The organism is Sphingomonas oligophenolica (assembly GCF_039522915.1).
Classification (GTDB): Bacteria; Pseudomonadota; Alphaproteobacteria; order Sphingomonadales; family Sphingomonadaceae; genus Sphingomonas; species Sphingomonas oligophenolica.
In genome coordinates this window covers 94392-119406 of sequence record NZ_BAAAEH010000005.1, presented here as the reverse complement: position 1 = coordinate 119406, position 25015 = coordinate 94392, and the positions used below count along the sequence as shown (strand labels likewise).

18 protein-coding genes are annotated in these 25015 nt (G+C 62.9%); 9 read left to right on the top strand and 9 right to left on the bottom strand.

Annotation, left to right across the window (positions count from 1 at the left end):
- Positions 1-90: 90 nt before the first annotated feature.
- Together ABD050_RS03020 and ABD050_RS03015 are read right to left on the bottom strand one after the other, a co-directional pair.
- The gene (locus ABD050_RS03020) at positions 91-2676 is read right to left on the bottom strand and encodes a TonB-dependent receptor (protein WP_343887658.1); all 2586 of its coding nucleotides are present in this window, start codon (positions 2674-2676) and stop codon (positions 91-93) included.
- Between the two features lie 127 nt (positions 2677-2803).
- Positions 2804-4420 carry a tetratricopeptide repeat-containing sulfotransferase family protein gene (locus tag ABD050_RS03015; protein WP_343887657.1) on the bottom strand — a complete coding sequence of 539 codons (1617 nt, stop codon included), beginning with the start codon at positions 4418-4420 and terminating at the stop codon, positions 2804-2806.
- A 105-nt stretch (positions 4421-4525) separates the two neighbouring features.
- On the opposite strand from ABD050_RS03015, the gene ABD050_RS03010 reads away from it, so the two are divergent.
- From ABD050_RS03010 to ABD050_RS03000, 3 genes are all read left to right on the top strand, one after another.
- On the top strand, positions 4526-5863 hold the full coding sequence (locus tag ABD050_RS03010) for an amino acid permease (protein WP_343887656.1): 1338 nt from the start codon (positions 4526-4528) through the stop codon (positions 5861-5863).
- Positions 5864-5899: 36 nt separating this feature from the next.
- Complete coding sequence (locus ABD050_RS03005; protein ID WP_343887655.1) at positions 5900-6640, top strand: hypothetical protein; 741 nt, start codon at positions 5900-5902, stop codon at positions 6638-6640.
- 74 nt (positions 6641-6714) lie between these two features.
- Positions 6715-8718, top strand: coding sequence for an SPFH domain-containing protein (locus ABD050_RS03000; protein WP_343887654.1), 2004 nt, complete (start codon positions 6715-6717; stop codon positions 8716-8718).
- Positions 8719-8884: 166 nt separating this feature from the next.
- Here ABD050_RS03000 and ABD050_RS02995 read toward each other — a convergent pair whose 3' ends face one another.
- Both ABD050_RS02995 and ABD050_RS02990 read right to left on the bottom strand, forming a co-directional pair.
- Entirely contained in the window at positions 8885-10501 is a 1617-nt protein-coding gene (locus ABD050_RS02995) for a phytoene desaturase family protein (RefSeq protein ID WP_343887653.1), read from the bottom strand.
- A gap of 3 nt (positions 10502-10504) precedes the next feature.
- Positions 10505-11833, bottom strand: coding sequence for an aromatic ring-hydroxylating oxygenase subunit alpha (locus tag ABD050_RS02990; RefSeq protein WP_343887652.1), 1329 nt, complete (start codon positions 11831-11833; stop codon positions 10505-10507).
- Positions 11834-11976: 143 nt separating this feature from the next.
- On the opposite strand from ABD050_RS02990, the gene ABD050_RS02985 reads away from it, so the two are divergent.
- From ABD050_RS02985 to ABD050_RS02975, 3 genes are all read left to right on the top strand, one after another.
- Positions 11977-12591 carry a TetR family transcriptional regulator C-terminal domain-containing protein gene (locus ABD050_RS02985; protein ID WP_343887651.1) on the top strand — a complete coding sequence of 205 codons (615 nt, stop codon included), beginning with the start codon at positions 11977-11979 and terminating at the stop codon, positions 12589-12591.
- Positions 12592-13105: 514 nt separating this feature from the next.
- Positions 13106-13591, top strand: a complete 486-nt coding sequence (locus ABD050_RS02980) for a DUF488 domain-containing protein (RefSeq protein ID WP_343887650.1) — start codon at positions 13106-13108, stop codon at positions 13589-13591.
- Entirely contained in the window at positions 13551-14369 is an 819-nt protein-coding gene (locus tag ABD050_RS02975) for a hypothetical protein (protein ID WP_343887649.1), read from the top strand. The genes ABD050_RS02980 and ABD050_RS02975 overlap by 41 nt, the downstream gene beginning before the upstream one ends.
- 313 nt (positions 14370-14682) lie before the next feature.
- Here ABD050_RS02975 and ABD050_RS02970 read toward each other — a convergent pair whose 3' ends face one another.
- The 3 genes from ABD050_RS02970 to ABD050_RS02960 all read right to left on the bottom strand — a co-directional run bounded on the left by ABD050_RS02970 (position 14683) and on the right by ABD050_RS02960 (position 18541).
- Positions 14683-15822, bottom strand: coding sequence for a hypothetical protein (locus tag ABD050_RS02970; RefSeq protein ID WP_343887648.1), 1140 nt, complete (start codon positions 15820-15822; stop codon positions 14683-14685).
- A gap of 568 nt (positions 15823-16390) precedes the next feature.
- Positions 16391-17317: a HEPN domain-containing protein gene (locus ABD050_RS02965; RefSeq protein WP_343887647.1), complete on the bottom strand. Its 927-nt coding sequence runs from the start codon at positions 17315-17317 to the stop codon at positions 16391-16393.
- Between the two features lie 1074 nt (positions 17318-18391).
- Complete coding sequence (locus ABD050_RS02960) at positions 18392-18541, bottom strand: hypothetical protein (protein WP_343887646.1); 150 nt, start codon at positions 18539-18541, stop codon at positions 18392-18394.
- A 185-nt stretch (positions 18542-18726) separates the two neighbouring features.
- Between ABD050_RS02960 and ABD050_RS02955 the strand changes: the two genes are divergently transcribed.
- Entirely contained in the window at positions 18727-20235 is a 1509-nt protein-coding gene (locus tag ABD050_RS02955) for a S10 family peptidase (RefSeq protein WP_343887645.1), read from the top strand.
- Positions 20236-20508: 273 nt separating this feature from the next.
- On the opposite strand, the gene ABD050_RS02950 is transcribed toward ABD050_RS02955, so the two are convergent.
- Positions 20509-21918, bottom strand: a complete 1410-nt coding sequence (locus ABD050_RS02950; RefSeq protein ID WP_343887644.1) for a M20/M25/M40 family metallo-hydrolase — start codon at positions 21916-21918, stop codon at positions 20509-20511.
- A gap of 116 nt (positions 21919-22034) precedes the next feature.
- Between ABD050_RS02950 and ABD050_RS02945 the strand changes: the two genes are divergently transcribed.
- Positions 22035-22550 (top strand): homogentisate 1,2-dioxygenase, encoded by a 516-nt coding sequence (locus tag ABD050_RS02945; RefSeq protein WP_343887643.1) that lies wholly within the window; start codon positions 22035-22037, stop codon positions 22548-22550.
- A gap of 14 nt (positions 22551-22564) precedes the next feature.
- A complete protein-coding gene (locus ABD050_RS02940; protein ID WP_343887642.1) occupies positions 22565-24616 on the top strand; it encodes an NAD(+) synthase in 2052 nt (683 codons plus the stop codon).
- 27 nt (positions 24617-24643) lie between these two features.
- Here ABD050_RS02940 and ABD050_RS02935 read toward each other — a convergent pair whose 3' ends face one another.
- Positions 24644-24976, bottom strand: a complete 333-nt coding sequence (locus ABD050_RS02935) for a DUF6481 family protein (RefSeq protein WP_343887641.1) — start codon at positions 24974-24976, stop codon at positions 24644-24646.
- Positions 24977-25015 lie beyond the last annotated feature (39 nt).

Here is a 25015-nt window from a genome sequence, read left to right as displayed (position 1 = left end):
ATACCGGTCTCGATTCGGTACCGGGTCGGTAGGCCGTTGGCAGCACTCGATGCCGGAAGGCGGCGGCGGGCCGAGGCCCGCCGCCCGGGATCAGAATTTCGCGCCGGCCCGTACGCCGATCGTGCGTGGCGTATTGGTCACGATATAAGGCCGCTGCGAACAGCTGCCGCATTCCTCGAACCGGGATAGCTGGGCGCGCTCATCCCAGAAATTCGAGACGAAAGCCTCGAGAGAATAATTTCCGAACTCATATCCGACGGCGACGTCGCCCGTCGTATAGGATTTGAGCCGGCCGAGGGTGGCCGCGGGGCTATAGAAGTTGGCCGGATTTGCGACCGTCGCCGGATCCGTGGGGTCGTTCAGCGCGGCGATGAATACCTTGGTGCGAATATCCGATGCCGCAGAACTCTGATGGGCCACGACCAATTGCGCATAGGCTTTGGCGGAACCGACCGGGACGGTGTAGCGCGCGGTACCATTTACCTTGAAACGCGGCGTGATCGGCAACCGTGTCCCCGCCGCCGCTGAAATATAGTTGATCTGGCCATTCGCACCAGGCGTCGTGCAGGTGAAGGTCGCATCATCATAACCGCACAGATTCCGTTTCGTCTTTGCGTCGGTATAGGAGCCAGACCCGGTCAACGTCAGGCGGCCGAGGTTCAGGTTCGCATCCATCTCGACGCCGCGAATGCGCGCATCGGGGCCATTATGGATTTCAGTGAAGCTGTTCTGGCCGAGGAACGAGAACTGGAACTTTTTCCATTCCTGCTGATAGATCGCGCCGTTGAAGCGCAGCTTGCCGTCAAGCAGCGTCGTCTTCCAGCCAATCTCATAATTGGTGAGGTAATCAGCGGCATAGGGCGGGATCGTGCCGCGCCGGTTGATGCCACCCGGCCGGAAACCGCGCGACCAGGTGCCGTACAACAACACGTCCTTGACGGGCTTCCATGTCAGGTTGAGCCTGTGCGTGAAGCCCTGCCCCTGAGTTCCCTTCGGAATAATGCCGCCATTGAAGAACGTACCAAGGTCGGTACACGGCGAACCAGCCACCGCGGCGGGCAGAAGCGTACCTCCCGGATTGTCGCGCAGGGTCGCACCGGTCGTGGTGAAGCATCCCGCCACGCCGGTCCGCGAGCTACCTGCCGCGTTATAGGGTGGGCCTGCAGGATTGCGGCCAAAACCGAAAAAGCCGATCAGCGAGTTGTCGTAGATGAAGGCGCGGCCACCGCCGGTCAGCGTGAGGTTCGGCAGGATGTCGAAGCTTGCCTCACCAAACATCGCGTAGTCCTTGTCGACGCGGTGTTGCTGGGTGAGCCAGAGCGTGCCCGGAACGCCGTTGACCGACAAGGCGGGATCGAGCCCGGCGACTTGATAATCCTGGTGGATATCGTTGCTCTGACGCTGATAGAAAGCGCCGGCCACGATCCGGAAACGCTCGTCCTGCGGCGAGGCGACACGGAACTCCTGGCTCATCTTCTTGAAGTGATCGCTGCCGATCACTTTCTGGCGCGGATCGATCGTCGTGCCGGCCGCGTTCTTGAAATAGAAATAGCCGGCAATCCCGCCAACTGACGAGTAGAGCGAGTCATACGCCTCGGCATAATCTGTGTAGTCGCTCGAGGAGAAGTCCTTGCGGTCGAGATAGGCCCCGGCATAGGTCAGGTCCCAATTGCCCAGCTTTCCCTGGATCGTCAGCGCTGCCTGGATGAAGCGATCGCGGCGATATTCCGGGAAGAAATGCTGGACCTGGAGGTCTCCGACCTTCGGATCATAGCCATAGCTGCCATGCGACCGCTCATCCTGGTAGATCACCGTCGGCATCACGGTCCAGTTATCGTCGAGATCGATTTTCAGCGCCGCACGGCCACCCCAGAGCTCCGTGTCGTTATAGTCCTTCTTGACGAAGGCACTGTTGTTGACCGCGATGCCGCCATGCGTAGCCGTGCAGGCGTTATTGGTCGGCTCGGGCATGAAGCTGCGGCAACCTGGCACATTGTCGACGAACCCGGCGTCCTTTTGGTAAAAGCCGACGACGCGCAGCGCGATATCCTGCGAGAAGGGCATGTTGACCATGCCCTCGATCTTGCCGCCGACGCCGCCCTTGTTGACCGTGTTCACCTCGCCATCGACGCGGCCGTAAAAGCCGCTGGTATCGGGCTTGTTGGTGATGATGCGGATCGTGCCCGCTTCAGACGAGGCGCCGTAGAGCGTGCCCTGCGGCCCGGCGAGGCTCTCGATACGGGCGATATCATAGATATGGACGTCGAGATTGCCGCCGATCGTGGAGACCGGCTGCTCGTCGAGATAGACGCCGACCGACGGGAGCGAGCCGGAATGGTTGCCGTCGCCGCCCGAGGCGACGCCGCGCATATAGACGACATTGGTGCCGGGCGTGCCCCCCAGCGCCTGGAACGAGACCGAGGGCAGCAGCTGGGTGTACTGCGCGAAATTGGAAATGTTGAGCTGATCGAGCTTCTTGGTGCCGATCGCCTGAATGCTGATCGGCACATTCTGCATGCTCTCTTCGCGCTTCTGCGCGGTGACCACGATGTCGTTGCTTTCATCAACGGGCGCTGCCTGGGTATCGGCCGGCGTGGACTGTGCGAAGGCGGGTGCAGCAAAGCTGGCGGATGCAAGCAGAGCTGCAATGGCGAGACGGCGATTGGAAACGAGCATCGTGAGCCCCCGATACAACATGAAGTTGCAGGAGGGTGTTCGCAGGCGCAGCACACGTCAATCTCAACCCGACCGCGAAATGATTTCGGTCGCCTATCGTGACAGTTTTGCAACGATCACCAGAGGCTCAGGCAAAGGCCGGAGCCGCTGGATAGGCCGAGACCACGTCGCCGAGCGCTGCCTTCAGAGGATCGAGCCACGGCTCGAATGCCTGCCACGCCTCGGTGCCATCCCGGAAGATCGGCTGGCGCACCTGCTCCGAGCTTGCGGTGCGCACAGCGCGCTCCGTCTTGTGGAAATCCAGACACGCCGGATCGAAGGAGAGCCCGCACGCGGCCAGCAGCGCGCGCACCTCGGCCTCGGTATCATCGACCATGTGCTCATAGATGACGCGGTGCACCAGCCCCGGCAGCACTGAGTCGACATGCGCCATCAGCCGCACATAATCGCGGTAATAGCGGCCCATGTCATCGAGCGCGTAGCTGAACGCCTGGCCGCGCGCGAAATGCTGCTTGAAGTTGGAAAAGCAGCAGCCGAGCGGATGGCGTCGCGCATCGATGATTGTCGCGTTCGGCAGAATCAGGTGGATGAAGGGCACGTGCGCCCAGTTGTTGGGCAGCTTGTCGATGAAAAAGGGCCGGTCGGTCTGCCGCTGCACCGCCGCGCGCGCGAGATATTCCTCGCCGAGCGCACGAAGCTCGCCGGGCGAGAGCGCATCCATGCCCTTCGGATAATCGGCAATCCGCCGGGCGATCGCCGGAATATCCGGCAGCTCCGACGTGCCCTCGACAAGCGGATGGCTCGACAGGATCTGCTCCACCAGCGTCGATCCGGAACGCGGCATGCCGATGACGAAGATCGGATCCGGCGCGGCGCAGCCGGTGCCGGCCCGGACGGCGAAGAACGCCGGCGTGCACAGCGCGATGCTGTCGGCGACGAACCGTTCAGTCTCGCCCGGCTCGTAAGCGATCTTCGTCCGGCGAAGCGCGTTACCGGCGGCATAGTGATCGAACGCCCGCGCTGCCTCCTTGCGATCCTCGAACGCCTTGCCGAGCGCAAAATCGAGATGAAACCGGTCCTCGTCCGAAATATCGGTGCGTGCGCGTTGGGCCAGCATCGCTGCGATGTCAGTCTCGTCGAAACGGACGGTCTTCAGGTTGGCCAGGCTCCACCAGGCATCGCCAAGCTCGGGCATGATCTCGATCGCGCGACGATAAGCGGCGATACCCTCGGCCTGGCGCCCGACCGTCTTGAGGAGATGGCCGAGGCTGGTCCACACCTTGGGTTGGGTCGGCACCTGTATCAGCACGCCCTCATACAGAGCGATCGCCTCATCGAACCGCCCGATCCGGCCGAGCGCGGCGGCCTTGAGGTTGGCGTGGCCGATATTGTCCGGATCTTCCTTCAACAGGCGATCAAGCTCGGCGATCGCCTCGACTGACTTGTTCTGCCGGTAAAGCGCGATAGCGAGATTGGCGCGCGCGGCGGCGAAATCGGGCTTCAGCTCGAGCGCGCGACCAAGCAGGGTCTCGGCGTCCCTGTAGCGCCCGATCCTGCCGGCGAGTTCGGCCAGCATCCGGATTGCCTGCACGTCGAACGGGTCTGCCTTGAGGTGCTTGCGCAGCAGCGGCTCCGCCACCGACAGCCTGTTGTCGGCAAGCGCCAGCGCAGCGTCGATCAGGTGGGGCGGCCAGCGGTTACTCTCGGGTTGCCAGTTCGGCTCATTGGGGTCGAGGATCAGCATCGCCCGATCCTTAGCGTCGATCGAGGTTGATCCACCAGTCCCGTCGCGCCGGATGGCGCCCGCGATCGAACCATGCTTATCTGCCGGGGTGAAGGGATCCGAGACATGACGACACCGCCGGACCGATCCGTCACCCCGCTCCCGTCCCGCGCCGCGCTCGGTTTCTGGACCTGCCTTGCGCTGGTGGTCGGCAACATGATCGGGTCGGGTGTGTACATGCTGCCCGCGACGCTCGCGCCGCTTGGCTGGAACGGGATGATCGGCTGGTTCGTCACGATCGGCGGCGCGCTGTGCCTCGCCTTCGTCTTCGCGCGGCTGGGCGCGAAGCTGCCGCTCGCCGGCGGCCCCTATGCCTTTACCCAGGCCGCCTTCGGCCCGGGCGTCGGATTTGCCGTCGCCTGGAGCTATTGGGTGTTGATCTGGGCCGGCAACGCAGCGATCGCAGTCGCGGTGGTGAGCGCGCTCAGCCTGATCGTGCCGGCGCTCGGCTCGACCCCGGGGCTTCCGGCGATTGCCGCGCTCGCGGTCATCTGGATCCTGATCGCAGTCAATATCCGCGGCGTCGCGCTTGCCGGGCGGGTCCAGTTCGTCACCACGATCCTGAAGCTCGTGCCGCTCGCCGGGGTGATCGGCCTGGCGGCGTGGCTGCTGTTGCGCGACGGCAGTGCCGCGATCGCCCCCAGCATGCCGGTGCCGCTCGGCATCGGCACCATCGCCGGCGCTGCGGCCATCACCTTCTGGGGCTTTCTCGGCGTCGAATCCGCCACCGTTCCCGCCGACAAGGTGGAGAACGCAGCGCGCGTCATCCCCCGCGTCACCCTGATCGGCACCGTGTTGACCGGGATTGTCTATGTGCTGGTCTCGGGCGCGACGATGTTCCTGATGCCGGCCGCGATCACCGCTGCCTCGCCCGCGCCGATCGCCGAGTTTCTCGGTCGCAGCTTCGGGCCGCGCACCGCCGAGATCGTCGCCCTGTTCGCCGCGATCAGCGCTTTCGGCACGCTCAACGGGTTCATCCTGCTGCAGGGCGAGATGCCCTGGGCGATGGCGCGCGGCGGCGTGTTTCCCGCCTGGTTCGGCAAGGAGAGCCGGCACGGCACCCCTACCCGCGCGCACATCGTCTCCGGCTTGCTCGTCACCGTCGTGACGCTGATGAACTATGCCAGTTCGATGGGCCAGCTCTTCCAGGACATCGCCTCGATCTCGCTCGCTGCCGGGATGCTCGCCTATCTCGCCTGCGCGCTCGCGGCGATCCGCCTGCTGCCGCACGATGTGCCGCTCAAGGCCGCCGCGGCGATTGCCGCAGCGTTTGTCATCTGGATGGTCTATGGCCTCGGCGTGAAGGCGGATCTCTGGGGTCTGGCACTGCTGCTTCTCGGCCTACCGGTCTATTGGTCGGCCCACCGCAACCGCAGCATTTCCAACGCCGCCACGGCGCAATAAGGCTGCCGGCTATCAGTCGGGAGGGACTGCACGACCATGAAGCGCGTTGAAGTCCGCTCAGGCTCCGATCAAGTCGCGCCGCCCGGAATAGCACCCTGGAAGTTCTTCGCCGGCCTGATGATCCACATCGCCGTTCCGACCTATCTCCTGCTTCTGACCGTCACCCTCGTCGTCTACGTCCTCGAACATGGCACGGCCGACGGCGTCTTCGCCCTGTTGCCGCGGATCAGCCTCTATTTCATCAGCTTCTACGCGACGGTCACTCTCGCCGGCACCGGCGTCGCCGCGATGTCCGGCCTGGCAGCGCGACTGCGACGCAAGCGGCAACTGGAAACTCTCGGCAAAAACCCGGCGGTGCGCTCCGAACAGGAGCTTTCCCACGCGATCGGCATGTTCGCTGCGATGACCAGCGATCCGGCGGTCGTGTCAGCGCTTCCCATGATCGCGGATGCACACTGGCACCACGACGACGAACGCTATCAGCAGGTGTCGCGTGATCTTGAGAAGGCGGCGGCGACCTATGCGAGCGCGCATGCCTCGGCACGCGGCGAGCAACGGGAGGAAGTCAGCCGCCTGACTGCCGAGACCCTCCGCCATTTCGCGCAGAAACTCGACGACCTTGCGCAGGACACCGGCATCGCCGCCACTCAAAAGGCCAAAACCATGGCCGGCTATATCGCGAGCAAATATGGCGACGATCTCGACGCCGTCCGCCAAACAGAGGCCCTTCCGAAATCGGCGGACGGCCGTCCGGATTCGCTAGACCGGGACATTTGAGAGGCGTAAATAGTACCCACGACATGTTCATGTCGGGAAGCGCTCTCGCTTCAACCTCGGGGATCAACCTCACCATGACAAATCTCTATATGCTCGGCGCCGTCGGTGTCGTGGCGCTCACTTTGCTCGTCCTGCTCATGGCGTCGCGCTGTGTGCGCTACGTCGCCAACAACCGCGTCGCCATCGTCGAGAAACTATGGGCCCGCCGCGGATCGATCGCTGGCGGCCTGATCGCGCTGAACGGCGAAGCCGGCTTCCAGCCGGACGTGCTGCGCGGCGGCTATCACTTCTTCTTCCCGTTCCAATACCGGGTCCATATCCAGTCGCTGGTCACCATTCCGCAGGGCCAGATCGGCTATGTCTTCGCGCGCGACGGCGCACCGCTGAACGCGACCCAGACGCTTGCCAGCAATGTCGGCACCGCCGACTATCTCGACGTCCGCGCCTTCCTCACCGGCGGCGGCCAGAAGGGCCCGCAGCGCACCATCCTGCGCGAGGGCACCTATGCCATCAACCTCGCCCAGTTCGTCGTCATCACCGCCGAGCGGATCTACGGGCTTGCGCTCGAGAACCACGATGCCGGGCTGTTCGAGGACATGAAGAACGTCATCGCCGAGCGCGACGGCTTCTACGCCGTCGTCATCAAGGGCGCCGACGACATGATCGGCATCGTCACCGTCCATGACGGCGCCGCGCTGACCTCCGACCATATCATCGCGCCGCAGGTCGGCGTCGACCAGACCGACAGCGCCACCTTCCACAACTCGTTCCAGGATCCCGAGAAGTTCCTGGCGGCGGGTGGCCGGCGCGGCCGCCAGCTGCAGGTGCTCGTCGAAGGCAGCTATTTCATCAACCGGCTGTTCGCGACGGTCGAGATGGTCGCCAAGACGATCGTCGAGGTCGGCCATGTCGGCGTCGTCATCTCCTATACCGGCGACAGCGGGGCCGACACGTCGGGCGACGAATATCGCCACGGCGAGCTCGTCGCGCGCGGCAGCCGCGGCGTGTGGAGCGATCCGCTGCTGCCCGGCAAATATGCCTTCAACACCTATGCCGGCAAGGTCGTGATCGTGCCGACCACCAACTTCATCCTGAAATGGGACCAGGCGACGACCGGCCAGCACAAGCTCGACGAGAACCTGTCCGAGGTCAGCCTCATCACCAAGGACGCGTTCGAGCCGACTTTGCCGCTCTCGGTGGTCGTCCATATCGACTATCGCAAGGCGCCGCTCGTCATCCAGCGCTTCGGCGACATCAAGAAGCTGGTCGAGCAGACGCTCGACCCGATGGTCTCGGCCTATTTCAAGAACGTCGCCCAGAAGAAGACGCTGATCGAGCTGCTCCAGGAGCGCAGCGAGATCCAGGAACAGGCGGGCGAGGAGATGCGCGGCAAATTCTCGCATTATAATCTCGAAATGCAGGAGGTGCTGATCGGCACGCCGCGCGCCGCCGAGGGCAACGACCAGATCGAGCAGGTCCTGAACCAGCTCCGCCAACGCCAGGTCGCGGCCGAGAAGGTCGAGACCTACAAGAAGCAGCAGACCGCCGCCGACAGCGAGCGCACCCTGCGCGAGGCCGAGGCACGGGCGCAGCAGCAGACCGGCATCACCCAGTCCGAGCTGTCGATCACCATCCAGGAGAATGAGGGCAAGGCCGAGGCCAAGCGCGCCGAGCAGGACGCCAACCGCACCCGCACCATGGCCAAGGCCGAGGCCGACCGCATCCGCCTCACCGGCGAGGGCGAGGCGGCCAAGATCGTGGCGCTGGCGAGCGCCGATGCCGAGCGCATCACCAAGACCGGCCTCGCGACGGCTGAGGCGATCGAGCGCCAGGTGACGGCGTCGGGCGGTGCCCAGTTCCAGCTCACCCGGCAGATCGTCGAGCGGGTCGCCGAGGCGCTCGAGACGTCGGGTGTCGAGATCGTCCCGCGCGTCCAGATCAACGGCGGCGGCGAAGGCGGGGGCGGCATGCTGCAGTCGCTGATCGGGATGCTGTTGTCCGAGAAGGGGCTTGCGCTGCAGGAGGCGGTGCCGGCCGCCAATGACGACAAGACGCCGGAGGCGATCGCGGCGGAATAGGGACTGCTGGCGCTGACCGTCGCCGGCGTCGGCGATGGTCAGCGGCCATCTTGTCATCCCCGGCTTGTCCCGGGAGCCAGTGTGCCGCGAGACCAACGGCCGCAGAATTGGCTGCGCGGTCGGTGCCCGAGCAAGTCCGGCATGACGGCCGGTGGGCCCGCGCTCATCACCCCCGCTTGCGGAACAACCTCCCCAACACGCTCCGATCCGCCAGTATCTCGTGCGCCGCATTGTGCCCCGGCGCGCCGGTCACGCCGCCGCCGGGATGGGTGCCGGCGCCGCACATATAGAGGCCGGCGATCGGCGCGCGATAGTCGCCGTGGCCGAGCACCGGGCGGGCCGCCCAGAGCTGGTCGAGCGACATATGGCCGTGCATGATGTCGCCGCCGATCAGCCCGAACTTGCGTTCGAGATCGAGCGGCGAATGGATCTGGCGGGCGATCACCGCGCCCTTGAAATTGGGGGCGTGCTTCGTCACCGTATCGATGATGAGGTCGGCCGCCGCCTCGCGCTCGTCGTCCCAGGAGCGGCCGTCAGGCAGCACCGGCGCGAATTGCTGGCAGAAGAGGCTGGCGATGTGCATGCCCGGCGGCGCGAGGCTGTCGTCGATCGAGGTCGGCAGCTTCATCTCGACGATCGGCTCGTCCGACCAGCCCTTGGCCCGCGCGTCGGTAAAGGCCTTGTCCATATAGTCGAGCGTCGGCGAGATGATGATGCCGCAGGTATGATGCTCGGCGACTTCCTTGCCCGGCAGCACCGAGAAATCGGGCAGTTCGGACAGCGCGACGTTCATCCGGAAGGTGCCGGAGCCCGCCTTGAAATTGTCCATCCGCCGCGCGAATTCGGGGGTCATGTCGGATCGGTCGACCAGCTGGCGATAGAGCAAGGCCGGGCCGACATTGGCCGCGACGATCTCGGCGGCGATCTCCTCGCCGCTCTCCAGTTTCACGCCGGTTACGCGGTTGCCGTCGACCAGGACCTTGGCGACCGGGGATTCGAGGCTGATCTCGACGCCGAGATCGGTGCACGCCTCGGCCATGTAGCGGGTGATTTCTCCCATGCCGCCGACCGAATGGCCCCAGGCGCCCTTCTTGCCGTTCACTTCGCCGAACACGTGATGGAGCAGGACATAGGCTGAGCCGGGCGTGTCGACGCTGGCATAATTGCCGACCACGGCATCGAAGCCGAACGCGGCCTTCACATAATCATTCTCGTACCAGCTATCGAGAAAGTCGCGCGCCGACTTGACGAACAGGTCCATCACGTCGCGCTGCGCCTCGATGTCCAGGCTGGCGAGCCGCCTGCCCTGCGCCGCCGCGGCGATCAGCGCGCGGATGCCGCCGCCGACATTGGGCGGCGTCTTGAGCGCCATGTCGCGCAGCACCTCGGCGACGCGCTCCAGCGCTTCCTCATATTTCGGGAAGGTCTCGGCATCCTTCGGCGAATAGCGCGCGAATTCGGCGCGGGTCCGCGCCTCGCCGCCGCCGAGCTTGAGATAGCCATTCTCGTTGGGGAAGAAGTTGGAGATGGTCCGCTCGATGATCCGCCAGCCGCGCTCGTGCAGCCGCATGTCGCGGATCACCTTGGGCCTGAGCAGGCTGACGGTGTAACTCGCGGTCGAGTTGCGGAAGCCGGGGTGGAACTCCTCGGTGACCGCCGCGCCGCCGACGATGTGGCGCCGCTCGAGGATGCGGACCTTGAGCCCGGCGCGGGCGAGATAGAAGGCGCAGACCAGGCCGTTGTGGCCGCCGCCGATGATGAGCGCGTCGTATTTTTGAGTCACTTCTTACTCCCCTCCCACTTGTGGGAGGGGTCGGGGGAGGGCTTGTTCCTGCCTTACCACCGACAGGCCCTCCCCTAGCCCAGTTTCAGGTGAACGATGCCCCGCATCGTTCAGGTCAGGCTGGGAGCCTGACCGACCTGAAACTCGCAAGCGGGAGGGGGATGATGTTGCGCTCCATCCCGGCGGCGGCGCTCGATGCAGCCGAGCCTCGGGAATGAGCGTCCGTATCTTCTTCGCGAAGCTGCGCAGGCACACTTCGCTCTCGCCGATCGGCCCGACCTCGTAACTCTGCGACGCCATGCCCTGCTGCACGCGGGTGATCAGCCAGGTGTCCTCGGCATTGACCGTGCGGTTGATCCGCCAGTTGGCGTAGCGCACCAGCTTCATCTCGCGGCGGCCATCGGGCAGCGCGAAGGCCATTTCGCGGAGCACGCAGGTGGTCGGCGAGAGCGGCAGCCACTGCATGAAATCGACCTGGTCGGGATAGATGTCGAACGCCATGTTCGGCCATAATTTATAATAGAGCCAGAGCCGCTGCTGCTCCTCGGGCAGGTGCGCGGCGCGCGGCAGATGCGCCTGGTACAACCGCTCCCAGCGATCGTTCGAGGGCTTGTCGGCGAGATAGCCGGACATCTTGTCGACCCAGGGCTGCGCCTCGATCGCGTAGCTCTTGCCGAACAATCGGGTCAGCCCGGCATGGGCGACCGGGATGTGGAGATTGTCCGAATAATTGTCGCCGACATTCTTCCAGTTGACCGCGCGCTCGCGCAGCCTGACCGGGCTCAGCGTGCGCATCTCCTCGAACCGGTAGGGCGCGATCTCATGGTCATAGGGCGCCATCATCGCGGCGACCGAGGGGCCGCCATCGTCTTCGAGGCGCACGAAGACGAAGCCGTTCCAGATCTCGACCTCTACGGGCGCGAGCCCGTTCCGGGCCATGTCGAGCGCGGGATAATCAGCCTTCATCGGCACGCCGGTCAGCCGGCCGTCAAGCTCATAGGCCCAGGCGTGATAGGGGCAGACGAGCTTTTTGGCGCACCCGCCCGGCCCCTCGACCAGCCGCATCGCCCGGTGGCGGCAGACATTGGCGAAGGCGCGGATCCCCTCATCCTCGCCGCGGATCGCGATCACGCTTTCGCCGATATAATCGAGCGTGTGGTAATCGCCCGGCCCGGCAATGTCGCTGACATGGCAGACGATCTGCCAGGACGGCCGGATGACGCGCGCCATCTCGACGTCGAAATATTCGGGATCGGTGTAGAGCCAGCCCGGCAGACTCCAGTCAGCATCGGGATCCGGCGCCTCGATCATGTCGGCGAAGCGATGCGCCATGCGAGTCTCCTTGTTGGACGATCGTATAACAAGATTGCGCGCCGCACAAGTTGCCGTCAGCCCGGACTTGTTCCGGGGTCCACCGTCCCGCATAGCGAGCGCCGAAGCGTTCGCGGAACAGCGGATGCCGGAACGAGCCCGGCATGACGGAGGATATGACCAGACCCGCCTTTACCCGCGCCGAACCGGACGCCCGCCGCCTCAGCCTGATCGAGGCGACCGCGCGCGTGCTGGCGCGCCAGGGCGCGGCCGGCGTTTCGGTGCGGGTGATCGCGCTCGAGGCGGGGGTGTCGCCCGGGCTGGTCAACCATTATTTCGACGGCATCGACGCGCTGATCGCCGCCACCTACGCCCATGCCGACGCGCAGGTATCCGCCGCCTTCGACGCCGCCGTCGCCGCCGCCGGCCCGGCGCCGCGCGCCCGCCTGCTCGCCCATGTCACCGCCAGCTTCGCGCCCCCGATCGCCGACCCCGGCCTGCTCGCGACCTGGATCGCCTTCTGGAGCCTGGTGAAGAGCAACGACGACATCGCCCGCCTCCATCGCGACCTCTACGCGGCCTATCGGCGCGATCTCGAAACCCTGCTCGCCGATTGCGGCATGGCGGACCACGACCGCCGCCTCGCCGCGATCGGCATCAGCGCGATCGTGGACGGCCTCTGGCTCGAACTCTGCCTCGCGCCTGAGACATTTACGCCCGCCGAAGCCAGCGCGATCGCCGAGCGCCATATCGATTCGTTGTTTGATCTCCCGCAATGAGAAGGATGCGAGGGCGGTTTTCGCCACTGCAGTGGAGGAGATAGCGGGTGTTGCGGTGGGGTTGAATCGGGGTTGGGTGCGGGTGGCGTTTGTTGGGAATGTCATGAGGGTTGCTGACATTTTGTGTTTTGCCAGCCGCTGGCTTAATATATTTCTTTTAATTTCAAATAGATAGATTGACCTCGGCGCACGGGGCGGCGGACGAAATGTCAGTGCCAGTGACATTCTGACCCGGTACAGCCGATTCTAGTGTGCTTGCGGATATGCTCTGCGCTTTGCTGGAGGGTTGATTGTGGGCCGGTGACATCGTGACGGTTCGCGCCACCTGTTTTGACTGACGGCGCGTCGAATCATTTCGGCGACTCTGGGGCGATTGCAGAAAGTCAGCCTCTTTAGCTCGCGTACGGGAAGCTACCATTCGGGTCGTTACCCGAGAGCTTCACTCTGCTCGCGTCCTTTGACTCATTTTTGACTCGATCTTGATTCAAGGGAGATGCGGACAAGGGGAAGCATCATGACCACGGTATTCACGATCGGTTATGAAGGAGCGTCCGTAGAAGACTTTGTGGTCAGCCTGACTCTGGCTGGCGTGCAACGCGTTCTGGACGTCCGAGAGATAGCGCAATCTCGGCGTAGAGGCTTCTCCAAGAATGGCCTTGCCGAGACGCTTCGCGCCAGCGGAATCGAATACTCGCACTCCCGCCAGCTGGGCGATCCAAAACCGGGAAGAGAAGCTGCGCGGCGTGGCGATCTTGACCAGTTCAAACGCATCTTTGAGGCGCACCTTTCACTGCTGGAAACCCGAGAGGCGCTCTCGGCTGCTGCGGAAATAGTTCAACGCGTCCCGACAGCATTGCTATGTTTTGAACGTAATCCACAGCACTGCCATCGCACCCTTGTCGCAAACCATCTTGCGGAGGTATGTTCGCTATCCGTTCGACACCTTGGAGTCGTTGAGAATGCGGCGCACCGATACGGAGCTGTTGCAGAGGCAGCCTGAGGGAACCTTAGAACTCGTTGCGGATGAGGCATTTATCCTCGTAAAGGCAGCTCCGCGCCGCAGCCAATCATTTGGCGAGACTGTATGCTGCGCTGGCATCGACCGAAAAGGGGCTTGGGTGCGATTGTATCCCGTCTCATTCCGCCACCTGAACGACGCGCAGAGGTTCGGCCGGTGGGATCACATTCGGTACCGCTGGTCGAAGCCGAAAGCGACAAAAGATTCCCGTACTGAATCCCGCAGGGTAGACCCGCAGTCGATCGAGATCATGCGTCCACTCAAGCAAACGGATCGCAATCCGCTAGTTGCCCGATGCGTTGTGACGAGCCTGAAGCGGGAGCGCGAAGCGAACCACAGTCTCGCACTACTCCGGCCGGAGATACTCGATTTCTGGCACGAGAAACACACGCCCGGGGAGCTGGCAGAACGGGATTCGGTCCTCAACCAGCTTCGCGCACAGAGCGATATGTTCGCCCCTGCCGCCTCACTGCTCCCCGCGCGGACGTGCCCTTATTCCTTCCATTACCGCTACCGGGACGATGACGGCGAGCATGTAGGAACTTGCCAAGACTGGGAGACCGAACAAACCTACTTTGCCCGGCACCGAGAATACGGATCGGAGCACGCGGCGTTGGATTGGATGGTCCAGAAGTTTGGCGAGGAATATCCCCGCAAGGGCATGGCGCTAGCCATGGGAACGCACCGCTATCGCTCAGACCAATGGCTAATCAACGGCATCATCCGGCTGGACCCAGAGCCGCAACTCAGCATGCTTTGAACGGCGCAGATCCACGCCCTGGCTGGATCGCAACAAGCACTGCGACGACAGCCTAGTAGTTCGGCGGCTGATGGGCCGTTTGCAGAAAGATCGGCTTTGCATTCACGCAAGGTCGAAAGCGGACGCCGGCCATGCCGAGGCTGCAACAAAATCAGCAATAGGGTTGCGTTGTGAAACGTTTATTTTCAGTCACTTAGCTTGGTTCAGCTAGATTGCTGCTGAGCGCCCGGTACCCGCCCTCACTGTCAAGTGCGTGGCTATGAATTGACCTACTTCACCACGGTGCGGCGCTTCGGCGGGCGCGCAATCAGTATTATATACATATCTTTGCGGGCACACCATTGGCCTCACACCGTTCGATGGCTTCTCTATATAGCTGCACTGCCCTGCTTTTGACGCGAAGTTGCCGTGCAATATCTTCATTTGATTTGTCAGAATTAAACCATAGAGGCTTTGGTACGTCACTCATTAGATGAAAATCGTCTACATGGAAGTCTTGGGGTTTTGGCATTATTGTCGAATTTACATTGGTCACAGAACCAGAAACTGGTTTAGATGATGTCGCATTGATAATAATACCGATATAGGAATTTTGAATCTCTTGATAATTTATAGCCTTTGTACAATCACCAGAAGTAGGAGCGGTCGCAAATTTGATAGAAAACGACGGTTTCAGCTGCGCCGCAAAGCAATACTTATTGTTATCTATGCCGCTAATGTCTATATAACCTGGAGAATCCGGGTTAGTTGCCTGATCTATTATTGCAATAGTTCCTGTCTTTTCGTCATCGCTAGAGCAATTTGCTGCATTGATATTCATTGTGATGTGATGCGTGGAAGCCTCCTTGTCAGCTATTGCCTGCTGCAAGACAGGTTCAAAAATGTTATTCACATAGTTTGTCGCGATACCAAATGCATCCGAATATGGGTTCGCCGGTAAGTTTAGAGATTTAGTAGACTGAACTGCTGACGATATTATTTGCGCAGCCTGACTCTTTCCCTTTGTCCTAACGATTCCTATCTCAATTCCTACCTGATTGAAGGTGTTATTGTTAGAATCAGTAAGATGAAATTGATTTATAAGCGGCTGCTCATCTGCAAAATAAATGTGTCCCGACCTGTAATTGGTTAATGGCTCGTTAACAACTTTAACAAAAGATGCATTATTTTGTTTAGAGGTGGAATCGCTGCCGGCTAAAGTTAATGTCAACGTCATGTTTATAGACTTATCTTCGATCAACCCCAACCATGCCGTAGTTTTTTCAAATACTACGCCCCTAATGGTGGCGGTTATCTTATCATCCTGTTGAATACACGCCCCCTTTCCGGCTCCATCATCAATCCGTATTATGCGAGAGCCATCTGGCGGCGATTGGGCGCTTGCGACCTGAGAACTCACAAAGGCCACAGCGACGAAGGCTCGAAGAGCACAAATTCGCAATCTATATGACATTGCCTCTCTCCACAAAAGTGACTATTGAAATGAATTTCAGGTACCGTCTATCGTAGCTTACGCCCGGGTGGTATATTTGTGGTGCTTACGAGATAGTAAATCCTATTTAACAGTACTGCAAAACGCGAATGAACCTTTATTGGTCACATAAGCAAAAGCTTCATGAGCGTCTGTGCTCCCCATCAGGTGTACACGGGTCCACCAGGTTAGATGATCTATCACCTTTCTCCAAGCAAGTGGCGCTCGCGTGATTGACGCGTTCCGGTGCTTCATAAAATTCTTTATCCCATATTTTTATCAGCACCAGCCCATCCTGAACCGACCCCTTGCAACTCCCGCTTTCAAACCTGAACCCCAGATCAAAATTTATGGACGCAACCCTATTGCTGATTTTGTTGCATGGTCGCGCTTCGCTCCGCGAAGGCCCACTTCCAGGATGCGCAGTCGTCGCGGTGAATGACCGGCGTCAGGCGAAAATGGGTCACACGAGCGCTGACAAGTGCCTCGGTACTGCTACCGTGCTGGTGGATCAGAGAATTGGCGCACGCATAGATTTCTTGGTCCTTAATCATGGCGATCGCCGCATGCCGCCAATTCCAAGCTCGAACTTCGCGCCCGCATCACGCAAAATATTGACCATTTCGAGCGAGGCATGATGCGCAGCAAGTGCTTCCTCGCGCGTGCACGACTCCTTGCCATAGCGAATGGCAGGCTGGCACTGGATCGCGCCGATTTGGGCACGAACATCGAATACCAATCCGGTGGCAACGAGCATCTTGTCCAATTCAGCAAGCACATGCGTAAATGTGTAGTTGCCGCCAGCCAGTTCGATCGCGGCTTTGAATATCTTCTCCGCGGCTTGCAGTGATGCCCATTTTGACTCCCCGTAGCGACCATGACGCACCATCAGGCTACCGACGGCGACGTCGACGTCGCCGCGCGCTATCCTCATAAGGTCGTGCGAAGTGTTTTCGAGCGTGTATGAAGCAGGCAGAGCCGTCTCGAAGGCTGCGGCGATCGAATCCAGCGCCATCGCGGAAAGGCGTGCTGCTTTTGCCGGCGTCATGTCCTCAAGAAGCTGGACGACGTTTCGGGTGGCAGGTCCTCGCGTGATGTCGGGTGTGTCGAGCCAGTTCCGGCCGACGACGTAGCGTGCCGATCCGAACGCGCGAGGAATCCTCATCGCGTATAAATCGCCATCGACCTCAACGATAGTGCGACCCGGACAGACATCGATCTTCTGTCGGTCACCATAGACGTTGTCGTACCACGACTTGATTGCGTTGCTGAGCGCGAGATTTTCCGCGAGTTCGCGGGGCAGGCGGGCAGGATCACCCCCCAGTGGGATCGAAAGGTTGTAGCGCAGCGAAACTTCACGCACCGCCAGCATCGAGCGGCCTGGGATATCGACCCCGTCCTGCGTAAGTTTGAAGTCGATCTGCGCCATCATCGCTTCGAATTGCGGCCCGCTTACGGGCGGTCGTTCGGTAGTCATGTCCCCCATCCGCTCGCGTCGCGCCTCTAGTGAACGACATATAGGGCTTCGACAGTTCGTTCGCACCCGCGCAACCCTCTGAGGGCAAATGCGTCCCGCCGCTTCGGCGCCATGTCCTCGCGATTCGAATGTGGGCTGACCGGTAGGATCCGAGCCTGCAACGGACGAATGGCAGCTTTTGGAGTCGATTGCGGCACTGAGGAACGACCGAGAATAGCGCGCTTAGCTACCTCTTTCGTCTTGAATCTTTTGAGGTTCACTATCCTCGACAGAGGTAATGCCCGCTTTTCTGAGCGCTTCAGCCAGGGCGGCGCTAGGCGGCGGTGGAGGCAAAGGCGGTGCCCGATCAAGATACCGTCCCACCGTGTCTCCGCTGGTAGTGCCTAAACCGGTCCGACGTGGAGGACTGATCTTATGCCCCTGTTTCTCACCCATGCGCTTGCCTCCGACTATTGCTTAAATTCTCGACCAGATTGAAGCCAATGTACAGGAAGCGATTTGAAAGATGGGCTGGCTCCGCCACACGAAGATCCTTGAAAGGGAGCCAACCACTCAATCGTCGATTATTGTCCTTCAATCCACAGAACGGCAGCTTCTGGAATTAGCATCGACCGTGCTGAACGACCGACTTTGGGCGGATTGTTTTGAAAAACACTGATGTAATTTTTGGGGCGCAACATTCAAATCCGATAGCGGCCCAACGCGTAACGAAGATTCAAGATCATCGTGCAGTTCGAATCATTGTTGCTCAAAATTGGCGCCCAAGTGGTCTCGTCAGAGTTTTTCAACACAATCGGGCGCAAACCAGCCACCACCCCAGCCCCCCGCTCACAACCATCACGCGCCCGCTACCCCGCAGTGCAGGCCATCCCCGCAAAACAGCTGACAGATGCACCCCATCCGCCAGCCCCACCCTATTTCGACAAATCCGTAAACACCGACAGATAGTAAGTAATCGCCGGCTGAATATTCGAGATCGGCGTCCGCTCGTTCAGCCCGTGGCTGAAATCCTCCGAATTCTCGATGAAGACCGGGCTCGCGCCGTAAGCCGGCACGCCGATAGCCCAGAGACCATCATGTCGCTCGCGCCCAACGCGATGCTCGGGAAACCGGCACGCCCGGGTTGATCGTCTCAATCCCCTCGGTCACGGCGGCAATGAAATCGGCGCGCATCGGCGAGGCATCAGTCGCGATCGAGCCCTCGGTCCCGTCCTTGAACGTCACCACGGGCCCGGCCGCACCCTTTTGCAGCCGGCCATGACGCCGGCCGGCTTGCCATCTCCCGAACCCCCCGCTTAATGTCCCGCCGGGAAGCGGCGACTGAGCCACACGCCCGACTATTTCGATCGACTGACACGATCCCGGACGGACGACCCAATTGCGGGAGGGGCCGTCGCGGGAGGGGGAGCATGATGACACCAGGCCGATGGATCGCAGCCGCCACCGCGGCGCTGTTAGTTACTGCCCCGCTCGCCGCCGAGGAAAAGCAGGTGACGTCGACGACCGAGAAGAAGGTCGACGACGCGATTCAGCTCCCACCGCTGTCAGCCGACAAAACGGTGAAGCAATCCGCGACGATCGGCGGGCGCACGATCAACTACGATGCCACTGTCGGCACGATCTCCGTCCGCGACGAGAAGGGCAAGGAGATCGGCCAGGTCGTCTACACCGCCTATGTCGTCCCCGGCGCTGGGGTGAACCGCCCGGTGACCTTTGCGTTCAACGGCGGACCGGGCGCGTCGTCGGTCTATCTCAACATGGGCGCGGTGGGGCCGAAGCGCATCCAGTTCGGCGCGCAGGGCAATGCACCGTCGGATTCGCCGGTGACGACCGACAACCAGAACAGCTGGCTCGATTTCACCGACCTTGTCTTCATCGATCCGATCGGCACCGGCTTCAGCCGCAGCCTGGCCGACGCCGACAAGACCAAGAAGGCGTTCTACGCCAACGATCCCGACATCAAATATCTCAGCAAGGTGGTGTTCGACTGGCTGGTGAAGGCCGGCCGGCTGCGCTCGCCCAAATATGTCATGGGCGAAAGCTATGGTGGCTATCGGGCGCCGCGCATCGCCTATGAACTGCAATCGCAGATCGGGGTCGGTGTCACCGGGCTGGTCATGGTGTCGCCCTATCTCGACCCCGCCTCGGGCGATGGCGCCACCGCGCTCTCGCCGCTGCCGTGGATGATCGATCTCCCCTCGATGGCGGCGGCGCATCTGGAGAATCAGGGGAAGCTGACCCCGGCCGCAATGGCTGAGATCGAGGCGTATGTGCGGGGGCCGTTCGCGACCGACCTGTTGCGCGGGCGTTCCGATCCGGAGGCCGTCGCGCGGCTCGTCAAGCACGTCACCGATCTCACCGGTCTCGATCCCGCGCTCGTTCAGCGGTTGGGCGGACGCGTCGATTCAGGCACCTTCCTGCGCGAGATTCATCGCAACGACGGTACGATCGGCAGCGTCTATGATTCGAACGTCACTGCGTTCGATCCTTTCCCCTGGTCGGCGCAGCGGCAGTCGAACGATCCGATCCTCGACGCGCTGATCGCGCCGACGACCAGCGCGATGGTCGATTTCGTCACCCGCGTCGTCGGCTGGAAGACCGATGCGCGCTATAATGCCCTGTCCTATGACGTGAACAAGGCGTGGGATCGCGGCAAGCCCGACGACAGCCCGGTCCAGGACCTGCGCAAGGCGATCGCCAACGATCCGCACATGGGCGTCATGATCGTGCATGGCTGGGACGACCTGTCGTGCCCGTTCTTCGCGTCGCGCCTGATCGTCGATCAGCTGCCGAGCTTCGGGATGGCCGAGCGGGTGAAGCTCAACGTCTATCCCGGCGGGCATATGTTCTACAGCCGACCCGACAGCGGGGCGGCGTTGAAGGCGGATGCGCGGGCGCTTTACGCTGCGCGTGGGTGAAGGGGGCGGGTCTTGGGCGCTCCACCCTGGCGATTGGCCTGCCGCCTTCTTCCCCTCTCCTCTTAGGAGAGGGGCAAGCTGCGTAGCAGCGCGGGGTGAGGTTGAGGGCGAGGCGCTCATTACTGGTCACCCTCACCCTTCCCACCGCTTCGCGGCGAGCCCCTTCCCTCTCCCGATGGGAGAGGGAAAAGCGGCGTTCCGCATAAGTGTATGAATGCCGTGCCCTTCAGGCAGGGCAATCGCATATGGGTCAGTCTCGCGCCGGCTGGGAAGCTATTTCGACAGATCAGCAAACACCGACAGATAATAGGTAATCGCCGGCTGGATGTTCGAAATCGGCGTGCGCTCGTTCAGCCCGTGGCTGAAATCCTCCGAATCCTTGATGAAGACCGGGCTCGCGCCGTACGCCGGAACGCCGAGCGCGCGGGAGAACATGGCGTCGCTCGCGCCCGACGCCATGCTCGGGAAGACCGGCACGCCGGGGTTGATCGTCTTCATCCCCCTGGTGATCGCGGCGATGAAATCGGCGCGCATCGGCGAGGCGTCGGTCGCGATCGAGCCTTCGGTCACGTCCTTGAAGGTGATGGCCGGGTCGGCCGCCACCGTCTTCAGCTCGGCCATGATCTCGGGCAGCTTGTGGCCGGGGAAGATGCGGCAATTGATGTTGGCGGTCGCGCGCTGCGGCAGGGCGTTGAGGGCATGGCCGCCATTGATCATGGTCGCGACGCAGGTCGTGCCGATCTTGCCGATCGTCGCCGGATTGGCGGTGAGGGTCGCGATCGCCTGCTTGTCGGTGGGATCGGCGGCGAAGGCCTTCATCGCAGCGCCGGTCTCGGGATCCTCATATTTCGCCGCTTGGACGAAATAGGCGCGGGTGAGATCGCTGAGCTCGGGCTTGAACTGGTAATTGCCGATCCGCACCAGCGCGGCCGCGAGCTGGTTGATCGCGTTCACCTTGCGCGGCGCCGAGCTGTGGCCGCCGGGATTGGTGACGGTCAGCTCGAAATCGGCATAGGTCTTCTCGGCGCCCTGCCAGGTCCAGAATTTGGGCTTGGCCGTAGCCTCGTCGAGCGTGCCGCCGCCGCCATCGATGTTGAGCACCAGATCGGCATCGGCGAGCTTCTGGGCGATGATCGCCGAGGTCTTCATCGTCGTTTCCTCGTCGCCCGAGAATTCGATGACGATGTCGCGGCGCGGCTTATAGCCTTCGCGCCTGAGCTCGATCAGCGCGGCGATCGCCAGCGTGCCGTCGAGCTTCATGTCGGTCGCGCCGCGGCCGAACAGATAGCCATTCTCGACGACGGGCGTGAAGGGATCGCGCTGCCAGTCGGACGGCTTGGCCTCGACCACGTCCATATGGCCGGAGATCACCAGCGGCTTCGCCTTGGGGTCCGAGCCGTGCCAGCGGGCGATGAGATAGGCGGTGTCGTCGACCGGGGTGACCGTCACGTCGCCGTCAGCGAATCCGCCGGCGACCAGCGCCGATTTGTAGAGGGCGGCGACCTGCGGGGTCTGGTTGCCCGGCCCGCGCACCGAGCGCAGCGCGATCGCCTGCTTGGCGAGATCGAGCGCCTGCGCCTCCGCCTGCGGGTGACTGGCCGGGCCCTTCGCCTCGGCACCGACGCCGGCGACCATGCCGGTTCCAAGAGCCAGCGTCGCCGCAATCACCCGTATATTCTTCATCGCCAGTCTCCACATGAGCAGAGCGGCAGGCGTAACGACGCACACGGGCCCGTCAAGCCGGTGGCGGCACAACGACCGCCACGCTATGGACTCGCGATACGATATCGAGGTGATGCGTGAAAATTGCTGCCCTGGCCCTGACGCTGCTTTTCATCGCGCCCTCCGCGCTCGCGCAGGAGGCAGCCCCCGCCTGCCCCGCGACCCCTGCCCCGCTTCCCCCCGGGCTGGCCGGATGGGCAAGCGTGACGCCGGTGAGCGCCGCGGCGAGCGCGGCCGGCCTGGCCAAGGCGACGGCCCCCGTCGGCAGCCGGGCGGATGTGGCGCTGCTGCCGGCGGCGCAGGTCCAGTTCGTCGCACCGGAAAAAGCTCCGGCGGCCGACAGCTATAGCGGGCTGGTCAGCTTCTCCGTCCCGGCGGCGCGGACTTATCGCGTCGCGCTCGGCGCGGGCGCGTGGATCGATGTCGTGCGGGACGGCACGCCGATCGCCTCCGCCGCGCACGGCCATGGCGTTGCCTGCACGGCGGTGCGCAAGACGGTCGATTTCGCGCTGACGCCGGGCGATTATGTGCTCCAGATTTCGGGCAACCGGGCGGCGGCGATCAGCGTCCTGATCCTGCCGCTGCTGCCGTGATCCGCGCACGCACCATGGCGAAGACGCATCCCTTCCACTCGATCCACGCCCATGAGCTGATCCGGGCGGGCGCCTGCACGCCGCACGCGACGGTCGGCGACCCGGCCGCCAATGCCGAGGCGGCGATCGCGCTGGCGAAGCAGGGCCATAAAAAGGGCGCCGACCTGCTCGTCTTCCCCGAGCTCAACATCAGCTCCTATGCGATCGACGACCTGCACCTGCAGGATGCGCTTCAGCGTGCCGTGCAGGAAGCGTTGGCTTCGGTCGTCAAGGCGAGCGCCAAGCTGCGGCCGGTGCTGCTGGTCGGTGCGGCGCTGCCCCGCAACGGGCGGCTCTATAATTGCGCGGTGGTGATCGCGCGCGGGCGGGTGCTCGGCGTGGTGCCCAAGACCTTCCTCCCCAATTACCGCGAATATTACGAGAAACGCTGGTTCGCGAGCGGCGCCGGGCTGACCGGGCTCGACATCGAGATCGCCGGCGAGACAGTGCCGTTCGGCACCGACCTGATCTTTGCGGCGAGCGACCTGCCGCACTTCATCTTCCATGCCGAGATCTGCGAGGATTTCTGGGCGCCGACCCCGCCCTCGACGATGGGCGCGCTGGCGGGGGCGCTGGTCTGCTGCAACCTCTCCGCCTCGAACATCGTCGTCGGCAAGGCGCGCGAGCGGGCCCTGCTCTGTGCGTCGCAGAGCGCGCGGGCGGTGTGCGGCTATGTCTTCTCGGCCGCCGGGCCGGGCGAAAGCACGACCGACCTCGCCTGGGACGGGCAGGGCATGATCCACGAGCTCGGCGAGCTGCTCGCCGAATCGGCGCGGTTCGCGCGCGAGCCCGGCATGGTGATCGCGGATGTGGATTGCGGCCGTATCCGCCAGGAGCGGATGCGGACCGGGACCTTCAACGATTCCGCCGTCCAGGCTGGCCATCCCGAAACCCGCTTCCGCCGCATCGCCTTCGAGCACAAACCCGATTTCGCCGATATTGGCCTGGTCCGCGATATCCGGCGCTTCCCGTTCGTGCCCAACACGCCCGAAAAGCTCGACGCCGATTGCTATGAGGCCTTCAACATCCAGGTCGAGGGGCTGCTCAAGCGCTTCGAGGCGGCGAAGGCGGAGCGGCTGGTGATCGGCGTTTCGGGCGGGCTCGACTCAACCCACGCCCTGATCGTCGCGGCCAAGGCGATGGACCGGCTCGGCCTGCCGCGCGAGCGCATCCTCGGCTTCACCATGCCCGGCTTCGCGACCAGCGACGGGACCAAGGCCAATGCCTGGGCGCTGATGCGCGCGCTCGGCGTCGATGGGGACGAGATCGACATCCGCCCGGCCGCCCGGCAGATGCTCGCCGATATGGGCCACCCCTTCGCCCAGGGCGAGCCGGCCTATGACGTGACCTTCGAGAACGTCCAGGCAGGGCTGCGCACCGATTATCTGTTCAGGCTCGCCAACCAGCGCGGCGGGCTCGTGGTCGGCACCGGCGACCTTTCCGAGCTCGCGCTCGGCTGGTGCACCTATGGCGTCGGCGACCAGATGAGCCATTATGCAGTCAATGCCGGCGTGCCCAAGACGCTGATTCAGTTCCTGATCCGCTGGTGCATCCGCACCGACCAATATGATCGCGACACCGACCAGATCCTCGAGGCGATCCTGGCCACCGAGATCTCGCCCGAGCTGGTGCCGGCGGGCGCCGACGGGGCGATGCAGAGCACCGAGGCGCGGATCGGGCCCTATGAGCTCAACGATTTCTTCCTGCACTATGTCGTGCGCCACGGTATGGCGCCGTCCAAGGTCGCCTTTCTCGCGCTCCATGCCTGGCGCGATGCGTCGTCCGGCCGCTGGCCGCGCGATTTCCCCCGCGCCGGGCGCCATGCCTATGATCTGACGACGATCCGCGGCTGGCTGGAGAAATTCCTCGTCCGCTTCTTCGTGACGAGCCAGTTCAAGCGCTCGGCGATCCCCAACGGGCCGAAGGTTTCAGCCGGCGGCGCCCTGTCCCCGCGCGGCGACTGGCGTGCGCCATCGGACGGCGTTGCGACCGCCTGGCTCGACGAACTGGCGCGCAACCTTCCCTAAGCCGTCACCGGCCCGGGGAAACGCCGGTTATTTCCGCTTCTTGCGCGCCGCATAGCGCGCATCGCGCGCTGCCTTTTTCTCGGCTTCGGTAAGTTCCGCGCGTTGCGACTGCTGCTCGAGCTCGAGCCGGGCCGCCTCGGCCTTGGCGATCTTGTCGAGCTTGGCCTGTTCGATCGCCGCCTTCTTCTCGGCGCGCTTCTGGGCCTCGGCGGCTTCCTTCGCCGCGCGCGCGGCGGCGCGTTCGGCGGCGATCGCCGGGTCAACCGGCGGCTTCGCTTTCAGTTTTTCGAGAGCAGCCTGTTTGGCCTGCGCGGAAAGCGCGGCGCGGTCCTTGAAGGAGGGTTCTTTATACGATGCCATCGGCGCCCCTTAATGTCTTTTCGCAGGATAGGAAATGCC

What these genes read in the sequence shown, in the direction of transcription:
- ABD050_RS03020 (WP_343887658.1), bottom strand. Translation starts at nt 2,676, where the DNA reads ATGCTCGTTTCCAATCGCCGTCTCGCCATTGCAGCTCTGCTTGCATCC.
- ABD050_RS03015 (WP_343887657.1), bottom strand. Translation starts at nt 4,420, where the DNA reads ATGCTGATCCTCGACCCCAATGAGCCGAACTGGCAACCCGAGAGTAAC.
- ABD050_RS03010 (WP_343887656.1), top strand. Translation starts at nt 4,526, where the DNA reads ATGACGACACCGCCGGACCGATCCGTCACCCCGCTCCCGTCCCGCGCC.
- ABD050_RS03005 (WP_343887655.1), top strand. Translation starts at nt 5,900, where the DNA reads ATGAAGCGCGTTGAAGTCCGCTCAGGCTCCGATCAAGTCGCGCCGCCC.
- ABD050_RS03000 (WP_343887654.1), top strand. Translation starts at nt 6,715, where the DNA reads ATGACAAATCTCTATATGCTCGGCGCCGTCGGTGTCGTGGCGCTCACT.
- ABD050_RS02990 (WP_343887652.1), bottom strand. Translation starts at nt 11,833, where the DNA reads ATGGCGCATCGCTTCGCCGACATGATCGAGGCGCCGGATCCCGATGCT.
- ABD050_RS02985 (WP_343887651.1), top strand. Translation starts at nt 11,977, where the DNA reads ATGACGGAGGATATGACCAGACCCGCCTTTACCCGCGCCGAACCGGAC.
- ABD050_RS02980 (WP_343887650.1), top strand. Translation starts at nt 13,106, where the DNA reads ATGACCACGGTATTCACGATCGGTTATGAAGGAGCGTCCGTAGAAGAC.
- ABD050_RS02975 (WP_343887649.1), top strand. Translation starts at nt 13,551, where the DNA reads ATGCGGCGCACCGATACGGAGCTGTTGCAGAGGCAGCCTGAGGGAACC.
- ABD050_RS02970 (WP_343887648.1), bottom strand. Translation starts at nt 15,822, where the DNA reads ATGTCATATAGATTGCGAATTTGTGCTCTTCGAGCCTTCGTCGCTGTG.
- ABD050_RS02965 (WP_343887647.1), bottom strand. Translation starts at nt 17,317, where the DNA reads ATGACTACCGAACGACCGCCCGTAAGCGGGCCGCAATTCGAAGCGATG.
- ABD050_RS02955 (WP_343887645.1), top strand. Translation starts at nt 18,727, where the DNA reads ATGATGACACCAGGCCGATGGATCGCAGCCGCCACCGCGGCGCTGTTA.
- ABD050_RS02950 (WP_343887644.1), bottom strand. Translation starts at nt 21,918, where the DNA reads ATGAAGAATATACGGGTGATTGCGGCGACGCTGGCTCTTGGAACCGGC.
- ABD050_RS02940 (WP_343887642.1), top strand. Translation starts at nt 22,565, where the DNA reads ATGGCGAAGACGCATCCCTTCCACTCGATCCACGCCCATGAGCTGATC.
- ABD050_RS02935 (WP_343887641.1), bottom strand. Translation starts at nt 24,976, where the DNA reads ATGGCATCGTATAAAGAACCCTCCTTCAAGGACCGCGCCGCGCTTTCC.